The 20,261-nt window shown below is 72.3% G+C and carries 21 protein-coding genes; 10 read left to right on the top strand and 11 right to left on the bottom strand.

All coding sequences use genetic code 11. The annotated features are described in order from the left end of the window. The first annotated feature begins 4 nt into the window (after positions 1-4). Both ACZ7M2_RS27465 and ACZ7M2_RS27460 read left to right on the top strand, forming a co-directional pair. Positions 5-1,153 carry an acyl-CoA dehydrogenase family protein gene (locus ACZ7M2_RS27465; RefSeq protein WP_471597544.1) on the top strand — a complete coding sequence of 383 codons (1,149 nt, stop codon included), beginning with the start codon at positions 5-7 and terminating at the stop codon, positions 1,151-1,153. Positions 1,154-1,158: 5 nt separating this feature from the next. Beyond that, complete coding sequence (locus tag ACZ7M2_RS27460; RefSeq protein ID WP_471597543.1) at positions 1,159-1,929, top strand: SDR family NAD(P)-dependent oxidoreductase; 771 nt, start codon at positions 1,159-1,161, stop codon at positions 1,927-1,929. Between the two features lie 12 nt (positions 1,930-1,941). Here the strand turns inward: ACZ7M2_RS27460 and ACZ7M2_RS27455 are convergent, their stop codons facing one another. Both ACZ7M2_RS27455 and ACZ7M2_RS27450 read right to left on the bottom strand, forming a co-directional pair. Further along, a complete protein-coding gene (locus ACZ7M2_RS27455; RefSeq protein WP_471597542.1) occupies positions 1,942-3,210 on the bottom strand; it encodes an amidohydrolase family protein in 1,269 nt (422 codons plus the stop codon). Between the two features lies 1 nt (position 3,211). Then, positions 3,212-4,192 carry a CoA transferase gene (locus ACZ7M2_RS27450; RefSeq protein ID WP_471597541.1) on the bottom strand — a complete coding sequence of 327 codons (981 nt, stop codon included), beginning with the start codon at positions 4,190-4,192 and terminating at the stop codon, positions 3,212-3,214. Positions 4,193-4,293: 101 nt separating this feature from the next. On the opposite strand from ACZ7M2_RS27450, the gene ACZ7M2_RS27445 reads away from it, so the two are divergent. Next, positions 4,294-5,331, top strand: coding sequence for an enoyl-CoA hydratase/isomerase family protein (locus tag ACZ7M2_RS27445; RefSeq protein WP_471597540.1), 1,038 nt, complete (start codon positions 4,294-4,296; stop codon positions 5,329-5,331). A 71-nt stretch (positions 5,332-5,402) separates the two neighbouring features. Here the strand turns inward: ACZ7M2_RS27445 and ACZ7M2_RS27440 are convergent, their stop codons facing one another. The 7 genes from ACZ7M2_RS27440 to ACZ7M2_RS27410 all read right to left on the bottom strand — a co-directional run bounded on the left by ACZ7M2_RS27440 (position 5,403) and on the right by ACZ7M2_RS27410 (position 11,660). Continuing rightward, positions 5,403-6,131: an enoyl-CoA hydratase-related protein gene (locus ACZ7M2_RS27440; protein ID WP_471597539.1), complete on the bottom strand. Its 729-nt coding sequence runs from the start codon at positions 6,129-6,131 to the stop codon at positions 5,403-5,405. After that, positions 6,128-7,423: an amidohydrolase family protein gene (locus ACZ7M2_RS27435; protein ID WP_471597538.1), complete on the bottom strand. Its 1,296-nt coding sequence runs from the start codon at positions 7,421-7,423 to the stop codon at positions 6,128-6,130. The genes ACZ7M2_RS27440 and ACZ7M2_RS27435 overlap by 4 nt, the downstream gene beginning before the upstream one ends. A gap of 61 nt (positions 7,424-7,484) precedes the next feature. Beyond that, positions 7,485-7,802: a hypothetical protein gene (locus ACZ7M2_RS27430; RefSeq protein ID WP_471597537.1), complete on the bottom strand. Its 318-nt coding sequence runs from the start codon at positions 7,800-7,802 to the stop codon at positions 7,485-7,487. Next, positions 7,768-8,151: a hypothetical protein gene (locus tag ACZ7M2_RS27425; protein WP_471597536.1), complete on the bottom strand. Its 384-nt coding sequence runs from the start codon at positions 8,149-8,151 to the stop codon at positions 7,768-7,770. The genes ACZ7M2_RS27430 and ACZ7M2_RS27425 overlap by 35 nt, the downstream gene beginning before the upstream one ends. Next, positions 8,148-8,855 carry an ABC transporter ATP-binding protein gene (locus tag ACZ7M2_RS27420; RefSeq protein WP_471597535.1) on the bottom strand — a complete coding sequence of 236 codons (708 nt, stop codon included), beginning with the start codon at positions 8,853-8,855 and terminating at the stop codon, positions 8,148-8,150. The genes ACZ7M2_RS27425 and ACZ7M2_RS27420 overlap by 4 nt, the downstream gene beginning before the upstream one ends. Then, on the bottom strand, positions 8,852-9,562 hold the full coding sequence (locus tag ACZ7M2_RS27415) for an ABC transporter ATP-binding protein (RefSeq protein ID WP_471597534.1): 711 nt from the start codon (positions 9,560-9,562) through the stop codon (positions 8,852-8,854). The genes ACZ7M2_RS27420 and ACZ7M2_RS27415 overlap by 4 nt, the downstream gene beginning before the upstream one ends. Beyond that, positions 9,543-11,660 (bottom strand): branched-chain amino acid ABC transporter permease, encoded by a 2,118-nt coding sequence (locus ACZ7M2_RS27410; RefSeq protein ID WP_471597533.1) that lies wholly within the window; start codon positions 11,658-11,660, stop codon positions 9,543-9,545. The genes ACZ7M2_RS27415 and ACZ7M2_RS27410 overlap by 20 nt, the downstream gene beginning before the upstream one ends. A gap of 305 nt (positions 11,661-11,965) precedes the next feature. Here ACZ7M2_RS27410 and ACZ7M2_RS27405 point away from each other — a divergent pair, with 305 nt between their 5' ends. From ACZ7M2_RS27405 to ACZ7M2_RS27385, 5 genes are all read left to right on the top strand, one after another. Continuing rightward, on the top strand, positions 11,966-12,436 hold the full coding sequence (locus ACZ7M2_RS27405) for a pyridoxamine 5'-phosphate oxidase family protein (RefSeq protein ID WP_471597532.1): 471 nt from the start codon (positions 11,966-11,968) through the stop codon (positions 12,434-12,436). 114 nt (positions 12,437-12,550) lie between these two features. Then, positions 12,551-12,982 (top strand): nuclear transport factor 2 family protein, encoded by a 432-nt coding sequence (locus tag ACZ7M2_RS27400; RefSeq protein ID WP_471597531.1) that lies wholly within the window; start codon positions 12,551-12,553, stop codon positions 12,980-12,982. Further along, positions 12,979-14,079, top strand: coding sequence for an acyl-CoA dehydrogenase family protein (locus ACZ7M2_RS27395; RefSeq protein ID WP_471597530.1), 1,101 nt, complete (start codon positions 12,979-12,981; stop codon positions 14,077-14,079). Before ACZ7M2_RS27400 ends, ACZ7M2_RS27395 begins: the two co-directional genes overlap by 4 nt. A 6-nt stretch (positions 14,080-14,085) precedes the next feature. Further along, entirely contained in the window at positions 14,086-14,868 is a 783-nt protein-coding gene (locus tag ACZ7M2_RS27390) for an acyl-CoA dehydrogenase family protein (protein ID WP_471597529.1), read from the top strand. Positions 14,869-15,191: 323 nt separating this feature from the next. Next, a complete protein-coding gene (locus ACZ7M2_RS27385) occupies positions 15,192-16,004 on the top strand; it encodes an acyl-CoA thioesterase (RefSeq protein ID WP_471597528.1) in 813 nt (270 codons plus the stop codon). Between the two features lie 106 nt (positions 16,005-16,110). Here ACZ7M2_RS27385 and ACZ7M2_RS27380 read toward each other — a convergent pair whose 3' ends face one another. Both ACZ7M2_RS27380 and ACZ7M2_RS27375 read right to left on the bottom strand, forming a co-directional pair. Then, on the bottom strand, positions 16,111-17,262 hold the full coding sequence (locus ACZ7M2_RS27380; RefSeq protein ID WP_471597527.1) for a thiolase family protein: 1,152 nt from the start codon (positions 17,260-17,262) through the stop codon (positions 16,111-16,113). Then, complete coding sequence (locus ACZ7M2_RS27375; RefSeq protein WP_471597526.1) at positions 17,255-18,682, bottom strand: class I adenylate-forming enzyme family protein; 1,428 nt, start codon at positions 18,680-18,682, stop codon at positions 17,255-17,257. The genes ACZ7M2_RS27380 and ACZ7M2_RS27375 overlap by 8 nt, the downstream gene beginning before the upstream one ends. Positions 18,683-18,736: 54 nt before the next feature. On the opposite strand from ACZ7M2_RS27375, the gene ACZ7M2_RS27370 reads away from it, so the two are divergent. After that, on the top strand, positions 18,737-19,498 hold the full coding sequence (locus ACZ7M2_RS27370; RefSeq protein WP_471597525.1) for an SDR family NAD(P)-dependent oxidoreductase: 762 nt from the start codon (positions 18,737-18,739) through the stop codon (positions 19,496-19,498). A 14-nt stretch (positions 19,499-19,512) separates the two neighbouring features. Further along, positions 19,513-20,259 (top strand): SDR family NAD(P)-dependent oxidoreductase, encoded by a 747-nt coding sequence (locus ACZ7M2_RS27365; RefSeq protein ID WP_471597524.1) that lies wholly within the window; start codon positions 19,513-19,515, stop codon positions 20,257-20,259. The last annotated feature ends 2 nt before the right edge of the window (positions 20,260-20,261 follow it).

Here is a 20,261-nt window from a genome sequence, read left to right as displayed (position 1 = left end):
CGACGTGCGCCGAGAACTCTTCACCGCCGACCACGAAGCGTTCCGACAGCTCGTCCGGGAGTTCGTGGCCAAGGAGGTGGTCCCCCACTACACGGAGTGGGAGCACGCGGGCCGGCTGCCGCGCGAACTCTTCGAGAAGCTCGGCTCGCTCGGAGTGCTGGGCATGTCCGTACCCGAGGCGTACGGCGGAGCGGGCCTGCACGACTACCGCTACAACGTCGTGCTCCAGGAGGAGGCGGCCCGCGCCCTGGTCACGCTCGGCACGGTACGCACCCAACTCGACGTCGTCCTGCCGTACTTCCTCGCGTACGCCGACGAGGACCAGCGTGAGCGCTGGTTCCCCGGCCTCGTGGCGGGCCGGCTCCTGACCGCCGTCGCCATGACCGAACCGGGCACGGGCTCCGATCTCGCGGGCATCCGCACCACCGCCGTACGCGACGGGGACGCGTACGTCCTCAACGGGGCCAAGACCTTCATCACGGGCGGTCTCCTCGCCGACCTGGTGATCGTGGTGGCGCGTACGTCGTCCGATCCCGACGACCGGCGGGCGGGCCTGACGCTGCTGGTCGTGGAGGACGGCATGTCCGGGTTCGCGCGCGGCCGGGTGCTCGACAAGATGGGCATCAAGGTGCAGGACACGGTGGAGCTGTCCTTCGACGAGGTGCGGGTCCCGGTCGCCAACCGGCTCGGCGAGGAGGGCGCGGCCTTCGGCTATCTCGGCCACAACCTTCCCCAGGAGCGGATGACGGTGGCGGTCGGCTCGGTCGCGCAGGCGAGGGCGGCACTCGAGACGACCCTCGCCTACGTCAAGGAGCGGCAGGTGTTCGGGACTCCGGTCGCCTCCTTCCAGAACACGAAGTTCGAACTCGCCGCGGTGGCGGCCGAGATCGAGGCCGCGCAGATGATGCTCGACCGCGCGGTGCGCGAGCTCGTCGACGGCGAACTCTCCGGCGCGGACGCGGCCAAGGTCAAACTGTTCTGCACGGAGATGCAGGCACGCGCGGTCGACCGCTGTCTGCAACTCTTCGGGGGGTACGGGTACATCCTGGAGTACCCCATCGCCCGGCTGTACGCGGATGCGCGCATCACCCGCATCTACGCCGGCACGAGCGAGGTCATGAAGGTCATCATCGCCAAATCCCTGGGACTGTGAGCAGCATGGCGGACTTCTCCAGCAGGACCGGCGTCGCGTTCGTCGCGGGCGGCACCGGCGGCATCGGCGCGGCCGTCGTGCGCATGCTGGCCGAGCGCGGGAGCGACGTGGCGTTCACGTACCGCACCAGCCAGGCCGGGGCGGACGCCCTGGCCGCCGAGGTGAAGGCGTACGGGCGCCAAGTCCTCGCGCTGCGCCTCGACCTGGGCGACGAGCGGGCCACGGCGGAGGCGGTCGCCGAGGCGTCCGACGCCTTCGGGGGCCTGCACACGCTGGTGTACGCGGCGGGCCCGCATGTGCCGATGGTGCACCTCAGCAAGGTGACGCCAAGTCAGTACCGGGCCCAGCTCGACGCGGACGCGGTGGCGTTCTTCAACCTCGTCCATCCCGCGCTGCCCCGGCTTCGGGAGGCGCGGGGCTCCATCGTCGCCGTCACCACCGTGGCCACCCGCCGGTTCCCCGTGCGCGACGGGCTGTCGTCGGGTACGAAGGGAGCAGTCGAGGCGGTGGCGCGGGCGCTGGCCGCCGAGGAGGGCCGCTACGGCGTCCGCGTGAACTGCGTCGGCCCCGGCATGCTGACCGACGGCATCGCCGCCCGTCTGATCAGCTCCGGCGAACTCGACACCGCGGCCCTGGACATCACCCGGCGCAACATCCCGCTGCGCCGTTTCGGCGAGGCGAAGGACATCGCGGAGGCGGTGGCGTTCCTGGCCTCGGACCGCGCGGGCTTCATCACCGGGCAGGCGCTGGGTGTGGACGGCGGGTACAGCGTGTAGTGCCCCGGGTGTTCACTCCGGCGGCGTGATCCGCCGTCCGCCGACGAACGTCGCGCGTACGACGTCGGCGGACATGAGGTCGAGGGCTTCTTTCAGCGGTACGTGGAGGAGGCACAGGTCGGCGACCGCGCCGACCGTCAACCGCCGTACCCGGGAGGGGTGCCGGGGCTCTCCGGCGAACAGGTCCAGCGCCGCGCGCCGGTCCACCGCCTCCCCGCCGGAGCGCTCGACGGCCGCCCGCATCACCGCCCAGGGGTCGGCACTTCCGTACGGCGCGTCGGTCCCGGCGGCGAGCGCGATCCCCGCCTCGGCCAGGGACCGGCACCGGTACAGGTGGGCCTGGTCGTCCGGGTCCACATCGGTCGCGTACTCCCGTCCCCGCTCCACGGGAAAGTGCGGCTGCGTCACGACCGTCACGCCGAGCCGCGCGAGCCAGGGCAGCGTCTCGGCCGGGATCACCGACCCGTGCTCGATCCGGTCGCCCGCGACCGGCCCGGCCTCCTCCAAAGCGAGCAGGGTCACGAGCAACTGCACCCGGGTCACGCAGTGCACGGCCACCGGGCGGGGCCGCACCGCCGCCACGGATGCCGCCAGCTCACCCGGCGTCGGCAGGGTCGCGTCGTCGAGCAGGAACTTCACCGGCGCGTCGCCGATCCCCATCACGACGAGCCGCTGCGGCAGTACCGACAGCAACTCCGGCAGGTCCTGGCCCGGATGCGGATCCGCGTTGGTGAACCCGGTGATCCCGTACGCCGCGGCGCGGGCCCCCACGCCGCGCAGATCCAGCCGTACGGGCGGGGTGAACCCGCGCAGCCGCTCGTCCTCCCGCCAGAACCGCCCGTCACCCCCGTCACCCCTGCCGTCCAGCCCGGCGGTCCGCAACGCCGCGCTGTTCCACATCCACAGCGCCCCGCTGCGGTGCTGGACCCGCACCGGCCGATCGGGCGCGAAGTCGTCCAGCACCCACCGGTCGAGCTCCCCCGCGACGCTCTCGTGGTAGCCGACGGCCCGCACCCACTCCCCCGGCGGCCCGCTCAGCAGGGCCCCTACCAGTCCGTCCCTGTCGCCCGCCTCCGCCGGACCGACCCGCACCGACGCGGCCTCGGCCGCCAGTGCCGCCAGGTGTACGTGGTGGTCGTGCAGGCCGACCAGCAACGCGCCGCCCCGGCCGTCGACATCGCCGCGCTCCGCCCGCCGCCGGCCGATCCCGACGACCCGTCCTCCCCCGAGGCGCACGTCCACCCTGCCGTACCCCTCGACCTCCACGTCCGTGATCAGCACGTCAACGGCTGTCGGTGAGGGCGGCGGCACAGGCTGCCATGGAGAGGCTGAGCAGCTCACCTCCGCCGTCGGCCAGCGAGCGGGCGACGGCATGGGCGGCGAAGACGCCGGTGACGGGGTCGGCGAGCGCGTCACCCAGGAAGACGGGGTCGCCGGCGCGGTCGAGGCCGGTGAGGCCGCCCGCGACCGCCGCGTCGTCGCCGAAGGCGATACGGTCCTCATCGCGGCCGTAGCCGGTGATGCTCAGCCAGACACGGCCGGGGCGGGCCGCGAGGAACTCCTCGGCGTGGATGCCCAGTCGGCGCAGTGCCCTCGGGCGTGACGCCTCGATGACGACGTCCGCCTCGGCGACGACCTCGGCGGGCGCGCCGGAGGCGAAGTCGAGCACCAGGCTCTCGTGTCCGTCGTGCAGCCAGCGGTAGAAGGCGGGCGATCCCCTGCGCGCGCCGTCCGGTCTGGTGATGCTCTCCACCTTCACCACCCGGGCCCCGGCCTCCCCCAACAGCCGTGCGCACAGGGGGCCCGCCCACAGGGCCGAGAAATCGATGATCCGCAGCCCTGCCAGGTCCCGTGGTTTCGCCGCCCCGCCTCGCCCGGCGCGTACCTGAGCGCGGGTGCCGCGGGCCGAACCGTGGGCGGCGGCCGCGATCCCGAGCAGTTGCGCGTGTGCCGCGACGTCGGCCGCCGCGGCGCGGCGCGCGGTCTCGTGCGGTTCCTCCGTCGCGGTTCCGCCGAGCAGCGCGACGAGAGCGGGGACGGCGGCCAGGTCGTCGGGTCGGGCCAGGTTCACGGCGGCCCAGCCGTCGGCGGTCTCGAGGAGGTGGCAGGAGCCGCCGGCCGAGACCCTGCCGGGGTGGGGGAGGCCGGTGAGGCGGGCGCGGAGGAAGAGGGCGGTCGGCAGGTCCACGGGCACGCCGGTGAGGCCGGTGAAGTCCTCGGCCACGTCGTGGAGGGGGCCGAGGAACGGCTCGACGGGTTCCATCCACCTTCGGAGAGTATCGTTCTCCAATTCATGAACCCCCTTCTCGGCCGTGGCGATCTCCCATTACACTCCAGTCGCCGCCGGTTGGGGAGGGGAACGACATGACCTTGGACTCGCCCTTCCACCTGGTCGACCTCGACCGGGAGGCGCCGGTGCGGGCCGAGGCGAAGGACCGGGTCCGCGTCGGTGTGGCGGCGGAACCGGTCGACGCGGGCCCGGAGTTCGACATCCTGCTCACCGGTGTCGCCGATCCCCCGCGACCGTGGGTGGGGTGCACGGATCTGGACGCCGTCACCCAGCGCCTCGCGGCGGTCGTCGCGGCGCAGCCGGCCGCCTCCGTCGCGCTGACCCAGGTGCTGCGCATGGGCGGGCGCGTCACCGCGCCCGAGCGGCTGGTGCTCGAGTCCCTCGCCTACTCGGTGCTCCAGAGCGGGGCGGGCTTCCGTGCCTGGCTGGCCTCGGCGCGCCCGCGCACTCCACGTCCGGCCGCCGAGCCCGTACGGCTGTGCCGTGACGGCGACCGGCTCGCCATCACCTTCGACCGGCCGTGGGTGCGTAACGCGTTCGACGCCGCGACCCGGGACGCCCTGTGCGAGGCGCTGCACGTCGCCGTGGCGGATCCGTCGATCGCGCACGTCGACCTGTACGGGAACGGTGCCGCGTTCTGCAGCGGAGGTGACCTGGCGGAGTTCGGGACCTCCCGCGATCCGGCCCAGGCCCACCTGATGAGGGTGCTGCGCAGTCCGGCCGCGCTGCTCCAGGAGTGCGCTCCCCGGGTGACCGCGCATCTGCACGGCGCCTGTGTGGGCGCCGGGATCGAACTGGCGGCGTTCGCGGGACGGGTGCTGGCCGCGCCGGACACGGTGATCCGGTTGCCGGAGGTCGGGATGGGGCTGATCCCGGGCGCGGGCGGCACGGCGAGTCTCCCGGTCCGGATCGGCCGGGAGCGCACCGCGTATCTCGCCCTGTCGGACACCACGTTGAGCGCGGCGCAGGCGCTCGGCTGGGGCCTGATCGACGAGATCGAAGAGGTCACCGTGGCGGGCGTCCGCTCGCCACCCGCCACGGCCACCGGCGCCCCGTCCGCCACGGCGTCGGACGCCCCCTCCTCGTCCGACGCGACGGCGGCCGGCCGCTGAACCCACCGTGCGGCGCGGCGGTCAGCAGGTCACGTGGACACCGTACGACGGCCGTCGGAGGACGCCGCGCGTCAACTGCCGTTCCACACCGGCGTCCTGCGCTCCGCGAAGGCGCGGGCGCCCTCCGCCGCGTCCTTGCTGCGGAACACCGACATGACCTCGTCCGGTTCGGCCCAACGGCGTGCCCTCATCAGCTTCTTGGTCATGGCGACGCCCAGCGGACCGTTGGCGGCGATCCGCCCGGCCAGGGCGAGCGCCACCTCCCGTACCCGGTCGGCGGGGACCGCACGGTTCACCAGGCCGGCCCGCTCGGCCCGCGCGGCCGTGACCGGATCGCCGGTCAGGCCCATCTCCAGGGCGACCGCCAGCGGCACCCGGTCGGCGAGCGTCGTACCGCCCCCGGCCGCGAACAGACCCCGCTGGACCTCGGCGATCCCGAGCTTGGCGTCCTCGGCCGCGACGACCAGGTCGCAGGCCAGCACCATCTCGAAGCCGCCGCCGAGCGCGGAGCCGTTCAGCGCCGCGATCACGGGGGTGCCGATGCCGTCCCGGAAGAACCACACCAGGCCGTCGAACTTGCCGCCGCCCTTCGCGAACGCCTTGAGGTCCATGCCGGCGCAGAACACGGTTCCGGCGCCCGTCAGGACGATCGCCCGGACCCCCGGATCGGCGTCCGCCTCCCGCAGTACGTCCGACAGGTCGTCGATCAGCTCCGGACTCAGGGCGTTGCGGGCCTCGGGCCGGTTCAGGGTGGCGACGAGGACGTTGTCGACCCGTTCGGTCAGGACCAGGTCGCTCATCGGGCGGCACCCGTCGCCGCGCGCGCCCGGGAGCGGTACGCCTCCAGCTTCTCGGCGGGTTCGATCAGACGGTGGCTGCGCGACTGGATGGACACGTCGTGGCCCTCGGCCCGCTTGCGCAGCGCTCCCACCGTGGCCTGCTCGCGCGGGACATGGGTGAAGGGATCGAAGGAGTACCAGCGCATGGCGTTCTCGTGGGTCATCTTGTTGATGTCCGAGTCGGACACGTCGAAGCGGCTCATCACGCCCATGAGTTCCTCGGGCGCCTCCGGCCACATCGAGTCGCTGTGCGGGTAGTCGCACTCCCAGGCGATGTTGTCGATGCCGATCTCGTGACGGAGTTTCACCCCCATCGGGTCACTGATGAAGCAGGTGAGGAAGTGCTCCCGGAAGACCTCCGAGGGCAGCTTCCCGCCGAAGTCCTGGAGGGTCCAGGCCGCGTGCATCTCGAAGGTGCGGTCCACCCGCTCCAGGAAATAGGGGATCCAGCCCGTGCCGCCTTCCGACAGGGCGATCTTCAGATCGGGGAAGTCCTTGACCGGCTGGGACCACAGCAGATCGGCGGCGGCCGAGACGATGTTCATCGGCTGCAGGGTGATCATGACGTCGGGCGGCGAGTCGACCGCCGGGATCGCCAGCTTGCCCGAGGAGCCGATGTGCACCGACAGGACGGTGCCGGTGTCGGACAGCGCCCGCCAGAGCGGGTTCCAGTACGGGTCGTGGAAGCTCGGGTACCCGAGCACCGCGGGGTTCTCGGTGAACGTCAGCGAGTGGCAGCCCTTGGCGGCCACCCGGCGGACCTCCGCCGCGCACAGTTCGGCGTCCCAGATGACCGGGATCGCCATCGGGATGAACCGCCCGGGATGCGCCCCGCACCATTCGTCGATGTGCCAGTCGTTGTAGGCCCGTACCAGCGCGAGCGAGAAGTCCGCGTCCTCCGTGGCGAACAGCCTGGCCGCGAACCCCGGGAACGACGGGAAGTTCATCTGGGCGAGGATGCCGCCCGCGTTCATGTCGGCGACGCGCTCGTTCACGTCGTAGCAACCGGGACGGATCTCGTCCAGGGCCTGCGGTTCGAGGCCGTACTCCTCCTTGGGCCTGCCGGCCACCGCGTTCAGCGCGGCGGTGCGGATCACCGTCTCCCGGAAGGTCCAGGTGTCGGTGCCGTCGTCCTGGTGGACCAGCTGGGGCGCGTCGTCCTTGTACCGCTCGGGGAGGTGGTTCACGAACATGTCGGGGGGTTCGATGATGTGGTCGTCGACGCTGATGAGGATGAGATCGTCTCGATCCATGACGGGTTCCCTTCCGGAAGGGGGAGGCAGGCGGCTCGGGTGGGGGCTTGAGTGCGTACGGCTAGTCGGAGGCGGGGAGCGGCTTGGCCGCCTTGATGGTCATCGGGACGCCGTCGCAGCTCAGTTCGCCGGTGCCGGAGGAGGTGCAGAGCACTTCGAGGGCCCCGTCGGCGTCCACGTACCGCTTGCCGATGAGGGTGACGGCATCGGCCGCCCCGCCGGGCGCCGGCTTCGCGGCGGTCGCGGGCACCATCGGACTGCCTCCGCAGGAGAGCTGGACCGAGCCGCCGGCGGGGGCGCGGACGACGACCACCCGCGTGCTGCAGACCGCGCTGGCGAGCTGGTCACCGGGGCGCGGCGTCGTTACCGGTGGGGTCATGGTGGATGTCCCTTTCGAGCAGGCGATCGGTGAGCAGGTTGATGTCGTAGGACTGGCGGGCCATCCAGAACCGCAGGAAGCCGGTGAGCGAGTACCGCAGGAAGAGCGCGGAGCCCACCACGGTCGCGCAGACGCCGCCCAGCCCGAGTGCGAGTCCGTCGCCCTGGACGAGCGGGTCGACGGTGTTGTGGGACACCAGGTAGCCCGACACGCCGAGCACCAGGCCGCCCGCCATCAGCAGGACGCCGAGGCGCAGCCAGAGGGTGGCCCGGGCGGCGGCCGGGTCGGGGATCTTCAGTACCGCCAGTTCTCGGACGAAGCGGTCCGCGCGCGGCTCGGTGCTGGTCATGCGGAACTCCCCAGGTAGAGGGCGGACAGTTCGGCGCGCAGCCCGCCGTCGGGGTGGCCCTGCCGTTGGACCCGGCCACGTACGAGAACGGCCGCGTGGTCGGCGATGTCGAGGACGGCGGCCGCGAACTGCTCGACCACCAGGACGGCCACCCCCTGCCGGGCGATCTCGGCGACCTGTTCGTAGAGCCGGCCGACGATCAACGGGGCCAGTCCCATGGAGAGTTCGTCGAGCAGCAGGACGGCGGGGTCGGTGGCGAGGCCGCGGGCGAGGGCGAGCATCTGCTGCTCGCCGCCGGAGAGGGTGCCGGCCGCCTGAGAGGCGCGGCGGTGGAGGATCGGGAAGCGCTGGAAGGCGATCTCCTCGATCTCCGCGCGGCTGCGGCCGGTGAAGGTCATCATCAGGAGGTTGTCGCGGACGGACAGGTTGGGGAACACGCCGCGGCCCTCGGGGATCAGACAGACCCCGGCGCGGGCCAGGTCGCGGGGGTCGGCTCCGGTCATGTCCCGGCCGCCCAGCCGGAGACGGCCGGATGCGAGGGGGTGGACTCCGGAGGCGACGCGCAGGGTGGTGGTCTTGCCCGCCCCGTTCGGGCCCAGCAGGGCCACCACCTGCCCGGCGGCGACCTGGAGGTCGACGCCGTGCAGGACCGTGATCCGGTCGTAGGCGGCACGAACGCCGCTCAGTTCGAGAATGGCGCTCACGCGTCCCCCAGGTAGGCCGCCAGGACGGTCTCGTCGTTCCGGATCACCTCGGGCGGGCCGGACGCGATGACCTTGCCGAGATCGAGTACGTACACCTCGTCGCACACGCCCATGACGAGGCTCATGTCATGTTCGACGAGGACCACGGCCGTGCCCTCGTCGGTCAGCGAGCGCAGCAGCGCGGCGAACCGTTCGGTCTCCTCGCTGTCCTGTCCTGCGGCGGGTTCGTCGAGGAGGAGCACTTTGGGCCGGATGACCATCGCGCGGCCGACCTCGACCAGGCGGGCGACTCCGGTGGGCAGCGCGTCGGGCGGGCTGTCGGCGAGATGGGTCAGGCCGAGCCTGGTGAGGGTCTCGGTGACGGCGTGATGTGCCCGGCGCCGGTCGGGACCGAGTTCGGCCGCGACGAGGAGGTTGTCGCGGACGGTGAGGCGGCCGAAGAGCTCCAGCCGCTGGAAGGTGCGGGCGAGTCCGCGCCGGGCGCGGCCCGCGGGGCTGGTCCGGGTGACGTCCCGGCCGTCGAGGAAGACCTGTCCGGAGGAGGGCCTGCGCAGTCCGGAGGCGACGTCGAACAGGGTGCTCTTGCCTGCTCCGTTGGGGCCGATGAGTCCGGTCACGCGGCCCGGTTCGGCGCTCAGGGCGACGCCGTCCAGAGCCCGGTTTCCGCCGAAGGCGACGGTCACTCCGCTAATCCGCAGCGAGGCCACGGGCGAGCACCTCCCTGTCCTCGGGGCGCCAGGCGCGCCGCAGTCCCCACCACTCGACGGGGACCTCCGGTTCGGTCGGTGCGGCGGTCTGCCGGGCGCTCGCCCAGATCCGCAGCGCCACCCCCGCGGCCACCGAACAGCCCAGGAACGTCCAGCCGTTGATCAGGTCGCCGAGCCGCAGGAACCACAGCAGGGCGAGTACGCAGAGCAGGCCGGGCAGGGCGATCCGGTCCCGGCCGAGCGGCTCCCACTCGCGGCGGAAGCGGACCACGATGCCGTCGGGGTTGTGGCCGAGTCCGATGCCGGCGAGGCCGGGCAGCAGGGCGACGAGGTTCTGCGCCCAGGGCGCCACGGCGACCAGCGCGTTCGTCGGGCCGATGTAGGCGGTCCCGGCGAACAGTCCGTTGCCCACCGCGCCGAGGCCGCCGACCACCGCGACGAGGAAGATCGGCAGTCCCGCCACCAGGTTGAACTGGTCGGCGGTGATCGACCGTTGCTGCATTCCGTACAGCGCGCCGCCGAGCCCGGCGATGCCCGAGGAGAGCGCGAACACCAGGACCTTGGCCCGCAGCAGGCTGCCGCCGAGGGTCGCGTAGGCGGCCTCGCTGTCGCGCAGCGCGATCAGTCGCCGTCCGAAGGGGCCCCGGCGCACCGCCGCCACGACCAGTGAGGCGAGCGCGAGGCAGACGGCCGCGAACACCAGCTGCTTCGCCGCGGTGTCCAGTTCGAGGCCGAAGAGCCGGGGTCCGGCCACGTCCACCGAGCCCTGGTCGAACAGGGCGATCCGCATCCCGAACAGATGGAAGGACGGCAGGGTGAAGATCCACCGGTCCAGGACGACCGCGAAGGCGGCGGTCCCGAGCGCCAGGTACACCCCGGACAGCCGCAGTGCGGGCAGCGCGACGAGGGCGCCGGCCACCGCGGAGACCAGGATCGCGGCTCCGAGGGCCCAGAACTCCCCGTGCGCGCCCAGGTGGGCCCATACGACGGCCCCGATCCCGGCCATGCTCAGCTGGCAGAGCGATATCTGCCCGGCGTACCCGGCCAGCGGTACGTACGACAGGGCCACCACGCCGAGCGAGAAGATGGCGCCGTAGGTGATGAGGTCGGCCTCGCCGAGGACCGAGGCCAGTACCGCGCCGAACGCGACGACGCAGATGGCGAACACGGCCGTGCCGCGGGCCGTCGGAACCGGCACCGGGCGCAGCTTGCGGTCCCGGCCGCGCAGTCGCCGGTGCGGGAACGCCAGCAGGGCCACGAACAGCAGCAGCGCGGGGGCGGCCAGCCTGAGGCCGGGCAGGTAGGCGTTCTGCGGGAGATAGCCGGTCAGATAGCTCTCCATGCAGCCGACCACGATCGCGCCGACGAAGGTCAGGGGCACACTGCGGAGCCGGCCGAAGATGGCCGCGGTGTAGGCGCTGACGATCAGCAGCGAGAGCTGGGCTGCGTCCAGGGTGACGGTCGGCGCGATCAGGATGCCGCCGATCGCGGCGAGTTGGGTGCCGAGGATCCAGGCGGTCTTGTTGGCCCGTACGGGATGGGCTCCCGTCAGCCCGACCAGGGCGCGGTCGTCGACGGTCGCCCGCATCTCGGCGCCCGGGCGGGTGCGGTAGAGCAGGATCCGCAGGCCGACCGCGACCAGCACCGCGACGGTCATGGTGAGGGCCTGGTGCCAGGTGACCACGGCCGAGCCGAGGTGGAAGGGCTTGCGGTCGGCGAAGAACGTGGGCAGCGTGCGCGGCACGTTGGGATCCCAGATCCAGCGGGCGACGGCGATGAGGCCGCTCAGCAACGCCACCGTCATGACCAGCCGTTCGGCCTCGCCCAGCGCCTGGACGGGCCGGAGGACGACCTTCTCGACGAACAGGCCGAAGGCCGGGGCGAGGACGAGCAGGACCACGGCCAGCGCCACCGGCACCGGCCAGCCCCAGCCTCCGGTGAGCTGCCAGTAGGTGAAGGCCGACAGCATGCCCGCCGCGCCGTGTGCGAAGTTGAAGACGCCGGTCGTCGTGTAGGTGAGCACCAGTCCGCTGCCGATGACCGCGTAGATCGCGGCGGTGCTCAGGCCGACGATCCCGAAGGTGAGGAACTGCTCCATGACGGGCCGTCACTCACACACTCGCCGAGACCGGCGAGGACGAATGGTCTCGGCGGCCGGTCGGCCGGGAGACGGTGACGGCGGTGCCATCTGCTGCAAGGCGTACTTGGCGACCGCCCTCAGGGCGGCGAAGGGTGTGGGCTGGTTCAAGGGGTCTCCTCCTCGGTGCTGTCCCCGAGCGGCCGACGGGAACAGGTGATCGCCCCGGCCACCTTGAGCGCGAGGTGGTTCTCCTCCTCTCTATGGGTGGAAACTAGCTTCTCACTAAGAGAGAATCAACCATTCACACAAAGGCAGGAGAGACGATGAGCGGACAGCGCAGGGGAACCGCGATCGCCATGACCGACCCCGAGCGGGACACCTTCCTGCGAACCCAGCCTCTGTGCCGGGTCGCGACCGTAGGACGGGACGGAGATCCCCACGTCAGCGCCCTGTGGTTCGTGTGGGACGGGTCCACGCTGTGGCTCAACTCGCTGGTACGCAGCCAGCGCTGGACCGATCTGGACCGGGATCCCCGGCTCGGCGTGATCGTCGACGACGGGGGCACGGACTTCATGGCCCTGCGCGGTGTCGAACTACGAGGCAGCGTCGAGGTCGTCGGCGAGGCACCCCGCAAGGGAGACCCCCTGGACGAGCTCGTGCGCCCCGAACAGCTCTTCGCGGACAAGTACATGGGCGGCGGCGCGTTCCGGTACGACGGGAAGCACGGCTGGCTCCGGCTCACCGCGGAGAAGGTCGTGAGCTGGGACTTCGCGAAGCTCCGCCGCGACCGTTGACGCCGTGGCCGTTGCTGCCGTGGCCGTTGACGCCATGACCCACACATGGAAACCTGCCACTCGTGAATGAGAATGACATTCTCATCGCCTTCTCACCGAAGGGGTGAAAGGTCCTTGTCCACTGACGACCTGATGGAGATTCAGCAGCTGCTGGGCCGCTACGCGGTCCACATGACCCGGGGCGACATCGACGGGGTGCTCGCGGTCTTCACCCCCGACGGCACCTACAGCGCTTTCGGAGACACCTATGGCCTCGACGAGTTCCCGGCCCTGGTCGCCGCCGCGCCCAAGGGGCTGTTCCTGGTGGGTACGGCCGTGATCGAGCTGCCCGAACCCGGCGAGACGGACGGGAACACCGCGACCGGCACCCAGCCGCTGTGCTTCATCGACCACGCCACCCACGCCATGCGGATCGGCTACTACAACGACACCTATCTGCGGACCGCCGACGGCTGGCGACTGCGGACGCGGGCGATGACGTTCATCCGCCGCAGCGGAGCGCACGACTCGGGCCGCCCGCACGCCTTCGAACGCCCGGGCGCGTGAACGTCACGGAGTTCCGGTCGGGTCTGCGCCACTGGCTCGACCGGAACGACCTCTCCCCCGGGCCCGATCACTCCCTCGACGGCCAGGTCGCGCAGCTGGCCCGGGTGCGGCGCGCGCTCTACGAGGCGGACTGGATGCGGTACGGCTGGCCCGCCGAGGTGGGAGGTCTCGGCGGGCCGGCCGTACTGCGGGCCGTGCTCGGTGAGGAGGTCGCCTCCCGGGGCCTGGCCGAGCCCGGCATCTACTCGATGATCGAGGTGCTCGCCCCGACGATGATCTCGTACGCCCGCCCGGAGCTGGCGGCAGCGATGGTCCCCCTGCTGCTCGGCGGCCGGGAGCAGTGGTGCCAGGGCTTCTCCGAACCCGGCTCGGGCAGCGACCTCGCCTCTCTCACCACCCGGGCCGTCCCACGGGGCGGGGACTGGGTGGTGACGGGCCAGAAGGTGTGGACGAGCCTCGCGCAGTACGCGGCGCGCTGTGTCCTGCTCACCCGCACCGCGCCGGGCCACGACGGGATCACCGCGTTCTTCGTCGACATGGACACCCCCGGCATCACCGTGCGGCCACTGCGCACGATGCACGGCGTGGACGAGTTCGCCGAGGTGTTCTTCGACGACGTGGTCGTCCCCGCCGACCGGATGCTCGGCCGCCCCGGCGACGGCTGGCGACTCGCGATGGACCTGCTCCCGCACGAGCGCTCCACCTGCTTCTGGCACCGCGTCGCCCACCTCTACACCCGGCTCGACCGGCTGCTCACGGAGCTGGCCGAACCGGATGACGCCGGGGAGGACCTGGCCCTGGGCGCCGCCTATCTGGCGCTGCACACCGTGCGCTGCCGCTCCCACGCCACCCAGCGGCGACTCGCGGCCGGCGCCCGGCTCGGCCCGGAGACCTCCGTCGACAAGGTGCTGCTGGCCACCGCCGAGCAGCAACTCTTCGACACCGCCCGGGACCTGCTCCCCGGCGTGCTGGAACTGACGGACACGCCGTGGCGGGAGGAGTACCTGTACTCGCGGGCGGCGACCATCTACGGCGGCACCGCCGAGATCCAGCGCAACATCATCGCCCGTCGGCTGCTGGACCTGGGAAGGGACTGACCCACGATGGATGCCGCCGAGCGGGACCTGTTCGCGCAGACGCTCCGCAAGACGATGACGGCGGCGTCGGGCCGCACCCTCGACACGGCCCTGGCCGATCTCGGCTGGTCCGACCTGCTGACGGAAGTGCCGGACGTGGCGGTCCCGCTCACCTTCGGGCTGCTCGGCGAGACCGGCGCGCACGCGCCACTGCTCAACGACGTCCTGCTGCACGCGGCGGGACGTGCGGTCGGGGGCACGCTGCCCCTGCCGTACACGGGCGGCGCGTGGGTCGCGTGGGAGCGCAGTGACGAGACGGGGGGCGCACTGGACAGCGAGCTGCCACTGCGGACCGTGGCGGCCGGGGATCCCGTCCCGCTCGCCGCGGGACGCCGGGCGCTCGGCTGGTGGCTGCTGGGCACCGGCCGGGCGATGCTCGCGCTCGCCCGCTCACACGTGCTCGACCGGACCCAGTTCGGCCGTCCCCTGGCCTCCTTCCAGGCCGTACGGCACCGGCTCGCCGAGACCCTTGTCGCGCTCGACGGCGCCGAGGCGACCCTCGTGGCCGCCGAGGACGACCTCGGCTGCCTGCTGGCCAAGGCGGCGGCCGGACAGGCGGCGCTGACGGCCGCCCGGCACTGTCAGCAGGTCCTCGGCGGGATCGGCTTCACCGCCGAGCACGACCTGCACCGGCACGTCCGGCGCGCCCTCGTGCTGGACGGACTGCTGGGCAGCGCACGGGAGTTGACGCGGGAGGCCGGGGCGCTGATACGCGAGGGCCGCTCGGCTCCGCGACTCGTTCAGTTGTGACGCGGACCCGTGAGCGGCCCGGTCCGCCTCGGCGGTCGCAGGCGCCGGGCGCCCACGGGCGGGGCCGCGTAGGGGATGCCACGCCAGGCGAGGACGCCCACGTCGGTCTCGACGCCACGCGAAAGAGCTCGTTGACGTCGCGCCGCGCTCCTCGACGTCGACAAGGACAACAGGCTCCCTCCCGGCCTGAGCGCCCCCTCCCCCCTCCCCCCTCCGCCCGAAAGAACCTCACATCCGACGCAACCCCACAGCTCCAAGAAACCACGCCGCACCACCGCCCACCGCATCCCCTCGCATCCCACCGAATCGCACCGGGAGTGCCTGTGACCGACCTCTGGAACGACCTGCTCACCTGCCTGGAGCTGCGCCCCGACCCTTCGGCTCCCGAGCCCGTCACGTGCTTCGAGGGATCCAACCAACACCTCGGCTATCACCGGCTGTTCGGCGGGCAGCTGCTGGCCCAGTTCGTCCGGGCCGCCGCTCTCACCTGCCCGGACAAGGCCGTCAAGTCCCTGCACGCCCAGTTCCCGCGCGAGGGCCTGACCGACGAACCCGTCCGCTACGAAGTGACGCGCCATCGCGAGGGCGGCACCTTCGCGACCCTGACGATCGTCGCCCGGCAGACGCCGGGTGTCATCGCCACCGCCTCGGCGTCCCTGCACGCCGAGGAGGACGGACTCGACCAGCAGAGCGACTTCAAGGTCCCCTCCGTGCCCGGCGCGGAACACGACGTGGACCTCGGCCTCATCCCCTGGACGACCCGGTCGGTCACCGACCTGGAGTCCCCGAAGGCGGAGCCGCCCGAGTACGACCTGTGGATGCGCACGCCGGAGGTCCCCCCCGAACTCGCCCCGGCGCTCACCGCCTACGCCACCGACCTGACGCTCATCGGCACCGCCGTGCGCCGCCTCGACGGGATCTCCCAGCGGGACTCGCGCACGGCGTTCACCTCCGCCGTCACCTCGCACAGTCTCTGGTTCCACCGGCCGCTGCGCACCGAGGACTGGCTGCTGCTGCACCAGCACAGCCCGATCCTGGCCCACGGCCGCTGCTTCGGCCGGGGGGACGTCCTGACCGAGGACGGCGCCCTGGTCGCCTCGTACGCCCAGGAGGCGCTGCTCCGCTTCCGGAGCTGATCCACCGGCGGCGGGGGGTCGTCCGGAGTGCCGATAAGCGGGGCACCCCGGCCCGGCGCGGGCACGCGCCATGCGCCGGGCCTGCGCGCCGGAGCGCGCCGTCGGTTCAGGGAGCCGGGACCTCGATGACCGTCGCCGACCCCATACCGCCGCCCGCGCACAGGGCGGCCACCCCGATGCCACCGCCGCGCCTGCGCAGTTCGTGGACGAGCGTGACCAGCATGCGGGCCCCGGTGGCGGCGACCGGGTGGCCGAGGGAGCAGCCGCTGCCGCTGAAGTTCACCGTGTCCGGGTCGAGTGCGAGCAGCCGGACGGCGGCGACGGGCACCGAGGCGAACGCCTCGTTGATCTCGAACAGGTCGACGTCGGCGACCGACAGGCCCGCGCGGGCCAGGGCCTTGGGGATCGCCTTCACCGGGGCAAGGCCCATCTCGGCGGGGTCGACGCCGACGGACGCCCAGGACCGTACGGTGGCGAGGACCGTCAGCCCCTCGCGGGCCGCCGTCGCCTCGCTCGCGACGACCAGGGCGGCCGCGGCGTCGTTCGCACCGCCCGCGTTGCCCGCCGTGATGCTGAAGCCGTCGATCTCCGGGTGCAGGGGCTTCAGCTGGGCCAGTTTCTCGGCGCTGGTGTCCCGGCGCGGGTGCTCGTCGACGGAGAACAGCCCGTGGGGGGTCTCGATCGGGACGATCTCCTCCTTGAAGCGGCCCTCGTCGATGGCCGCCACGGCGTTGCGGTGCGAGCGCAGCGCCCAGGCGTCCAGTTCGGCGCGGGTGAGGCCCGCCGCGACGGCGGTGTTCCAGCCCACCGTGATCGACATGTCCTTGTTGGGGGCGTCGGGGCGGTCGGGGTGGGTGGACGACATCCAGGGTTCCCACTCGCCGTTGACCCGGAAGAGCGCCTTCGGGGAGGTGGAGGCCGAGTTGACGCCGCCGGCGATGACGAGTTCGTCCATGCCCGCCATCACGCTCGCGGCGGCGCTCTGGACGGCGGCCATGCCCGCGGCGCAGTGCCGGTTGGTGGCCAGCCCCGCGACCGAGGTGAGCCCCGCGGTGACCGCGGCGTGCCGGGCCAGGACGCCACCGCCGTAGAGGCCCTCGCCGAGGATCACGTCGTCGATGAGGGCCGGGTCGAGGCCTTCGGCCGCCGCGGTGACGATGTGGTGGGCCAGGTCGAACGCGGTCGTGTCGCGCAGGGTGCCCTTGACGGCGGTGCCGATGGGGGTGCGCAGGGCGGACGCGATGACTGCTTCAGGCATGGGTGGTCTCCAACTCGGCCAGGAGGGTGCGGCGCAGGAGTTTTCCGGTCTCGGTCTTGGGGAGTTCGGCTCGGAACACGATGGCGTCCGGCGTCTTGGACGAGCGGAGCCGGTCCTTGACCCACTGCCGGATCTCGGCCGGGTCGCCCGCGCCGACGACGATGGCGACGATCCGCTGCCCCCACTCGGGGTCGGGCAGCCCGACGACGGCCGCCTCGGCGATGCCGGGGTGGGCGAGGAGTACGTCCTCGATCTCGGCCGGGGCGATGTTCTCGCCGCCCCGGATGATGGTGTCGTCTGCACGCCCCTCGATGAAGAGGTAGCCCTCGGTGTCGAGCCGTCCCCGGTCCCGGGTGGCGAACCAGCCCTCGGCGTCCAGGGCGCTGCGGCCGCCGTACTCGCCGGAGATCTGCTCGCCGCGTACGAAGACCAGTCCGGTCTCCCCCGCCGAGGCCGGTTCGTCGTCGTCCGTGCGGATCTGGATCTCGATTCCGGGCAGCGCCCGGCCCACCGAGCCGAGGCGGTCGCGTACCGCGGGGTCGTCCGACACGGACGCCCGCCAGTGGTCGTCGGGGCCGAGGACGGCGATGGAGGAGGCGGTCTCGGTCAGGCCGTAGGCGTTGACGAAGCCGGTCTGCGGGAAGATGCGCAACGCCCGTTCCACGATGGGCCCCGGGGTGCGCGCACCCCCGTAGGCGAGGCTGCGCAGCAGGGGCGCCCCGGCGTCGTCGCTAGGCGCCTCGGCGACGATCCGGGCGAGCATGGTGGGGACCACGAGGGCGTGGGTGATCCGCTCCCCGCGTACGGTCTCCAGCCACTGCCGTGGTTCGAACGTCTGCAGGTACACGATCCGGCGGCCGGAGTAGAGGTTCGTCAGCAGGTTCATGAGTCCCGCGACGTGGTACGGCGGTACCGCCACCAGCGACGCGTCGTCCTCCTCGGCCGACGCGAACTCCTGGGTGTTCAGCACGTAGGCGAGCAGATGGCGGTGCCGGAGCACGGCCGCCTTGGGCTCGGCGGTGGTGCCGCTGGTGTAGAGCAGCACGGCGACGGAGTCCTGGTCCTGCGGCGGGTCCAGGAACTCCACGTCCGGCTGGTCGTCGACGAGGGCGTCGAGGTCGCCCGGGCGCAGGACCACGGCGCCGGGATGACGGGCCAGCAGGGCGTTCAACTGCTGCTCGCCCAGCCGGTAGTTGACCGGGACGAAGGGAACGCCCGCCAGGGCGGCTCCGAACAGGGCGACGGGATAGGCGAGTTGGTTGGCGCCGAGGTGGACGACGGCCTGACGGCCCCGGAAGCGGTGGGCGGCGGCATGGGCGCGGCGCAGCAGCTCGGCGGCGGTCAGCGAACGGCCGCCCGCCGTTATCACCGCCCGATCGCCGGCCGAAGCCGCCATCTCAAGGATCATGGTGATATTCATGAGAATGCTATTCTCATATATACAGAGCCCTGCTTGCAAGAGAGGATAACCTTGATGCAGATCAGTGGGAGTTCCGCGGTCGTGGTCGGTGGGGCGGGGGGCCTGGGCGAGGCCACCGTCCGTCGCCTCCACGCGTCGGGAGCGAAGGTGGTCGTGGCCGACCTCGCCGACGAGAAGGGCAAGGCGCTCGAGGCGGAGTTGGGCGTCCGCTACGTACGCACGGACGCCACCGACGAGAACGACGTCAAGGCGGCGATGGCCGAGGCCGAGGCGGCGGGACCGCTCAGGATCTCGGTGGACGCGCACGGCGGCCCGGCCAGTGGCGGCCGGCTGGTCGGCAAGGACGGCGAACCCCTGGACCTCGCGGGCTTCCGGAAGACCATCGACTTCTACCTCACGGCCGTCTTCAACGTCATGCGCCTGGCGGCCGCGGCCATCGCACGCCAGGAGGCGGTCGACGGCGACCGGGGCGTCATCGTCAACACCGCGTCGATCGCGGCGTACGAGGGGCAGATCGGGCAGATCCCGTACGCCGCCGCCAAGGGCGGGGTGGTCGGCATGACCCTCGTCGCCGCGCGCGACCTCTCGCCGCTGGGCATCCGGGTCGTCACGATCGCCCCGGGCACCTTCCTCACCCCGGCCTACGGCGCGGCGGGCGACCAGCTGGAGGCCTACTGGGGACCCAAGGTCCCGCATCCCAAGCGCATGGGCCGCTCCCCCGAGTACGCGGCTCTCGTGGAGCACATCTGCGAGAACGACTACCTCAACGGCGAGGTCATCCGCCTCGACGGCGCCCTCCGGTTCCCGCCGAAGTGAACGGCCGACCGAACGTGAGCGGCGAGCTGAAGGGGAAGGTGGCGTTCGTCGCCGGGGCGAGCCGGGGCATCGGCCGGAACATCGCGCGGGGACTCGCGGAAGCCGGGGCCGCGGTCGCGGTCGCCGCGCGCTCCGAGGAGGAGGGCCGGATACCCGGCACGATCCACGCCGTCGCCGAGCGGATCACGTCGGCGGGTGGCCGCGCCCTGGCGGTCGCGTGCGACGTGACCTCCGAGGCGTCGGTCGAGGCCGCCGTCGCCGCGACCGTCGCGGAGTTCGGCGGGATCGACATCCTGATCGCCAACGCCGGGGTCATGTGGCTCGGCCCGGTCGAGTCCACCCCGCTCAAGCGCTGGCAGCTGTGCCTGGACGTCAACCTCACCGGGGTCTTCCTCGTCACCAGGGCCGTCATCCCGCACATCAGAGCGCGCGGCGGAGGCTCGCTGGTGGCGGTGACCACCAACGGGGTCGACATGATCGACAGGGGCGCCAACGCGTACTGGGTCTCCAAGGCGGGCGTCGAGCGCCTCTATCTCGGGCTCGCCGCCACCCTCAGGACCGACAACATCGCGGTCAACTGCCTGGCCCCGTCGCGTGTCGTCGTCACCGAGGGCTGGCAGGCCGGGGGCGGCGGACGCGAGATCCCACCGGAGATGATCGAACCCCCGGAGGCGATGGCCCACGCCGCGGTACGCCTGGCCGGCCAGGACGCGAGCGGTATCACCGGCACGGTGCAGAAGTCGGAGTCGATGCCGGGGTGAAC

This window comes from Streptomyces sp. NPDC111507 (assembly GCF_055638955.1).
This window is presented reverse-complemented; position numbering and strand designations above follow the sequence as displayed.

Excerpts from the sequence above, each read along its gene's own strand:
- ACZ7M2_RS27460 (WP_471597543.1), top strand. The coding sequence starts at position 1,159 with ATGGCGGACTTCTCCAGCAGGACCGGCGTCGCGTTCGTCGCGGGCGGC.
- ACZ7M2_RS27380 (WP_471597527.1), bottom strand. The coding sequence starts at position 17,262 with ATGCCTGAAGCAGTCATCGCGTCCGCCCTGCGCACCCCCATCGGCACC.
- ACZ7M2_RS27445 (WP_471597540.1), top strand. The coding sequence starts at position 4,294 with ATGACCTTGGACTCGCCCTTCCACCTGGTCGACCTCGACCGGGAGGCG.
- ACZ7M2_RS27450 (WP_471597541.1), bottom strand. The coding sequence starts at position 4,192 with ATGGAACCCGTCGAGCCGTTCCTCGGCCCCCTCCACGACGTGGCCGAG.
- ACZ7M2_RS27435 (WP_471597538.1), bottom strand. The coding sequence starts at position 7,423 with ATGGATCGAGACGATCTCATCCTCATCAGCGTCGACGACCACATCATC.
- ACZ7M2_RS27440 (WP_471597539.1), bottom strand. The coding sequence starts at position 6,131 with ATGAGCGACCTGGTCCTGACCGAACGGGTCGACAACGTCCTCGTCGCC.
- ACZ7M2_RS27425 (WP_471597536.1), bottom strand. The coding sequence starts at position 8,151 with ATGACCAGCACCGAGCCGCGCGCGGACCGCTTCGTCCGAGAACTGGCG.
- ACZ7M2_RS27430 (WP_471597537.1), bottom strand. The coding sequence starts at position 7,802 with ATGACCCCACCGGTAACGACGCCGCGCCCCGGTGACCAGCTCGCCAGC.
- ACZ7M2_RS27405 (WP_471597532.1), top strand. The coding sequence starts at position 11,966 with ATGAGCGGACAGCGCAGGGGAACCGCGATCGCCATGACCGACCCCGAG.
- ACZ7M2_RS27375 (WP_471597526.1), bottom strand. The coding sequence starts at position 18,682 with ATGAATATCACCATGATCCTTGAGATGGCGGCTTCGGCCGGCGATCGG.
- ACZ7M2_RS27390 (WP_471597529.1), top strand. The coding sequence starts at position 14,086 with ATGGATGCCGCCGAGCGGGACCTGTTCGCGCAGACGCTCCGCAAGACG.
- ACZ7M2_RS27410 (WP_471597533.1), bottom strand. The coding sequence starts at position 11,660 with ATGGAGCAGTTCCTCACCTTCGGGATCGTCGGCCTGAGCACCGCCGCG.
- ACZ7M2_RS27370 (WP_471597525.1), top strand. The coding sequence starts at position 18,737 with ATGCAGATCAGTGGGAGTTCCGCGGTCGTGGTCGGTGGGGCGGGGGGC.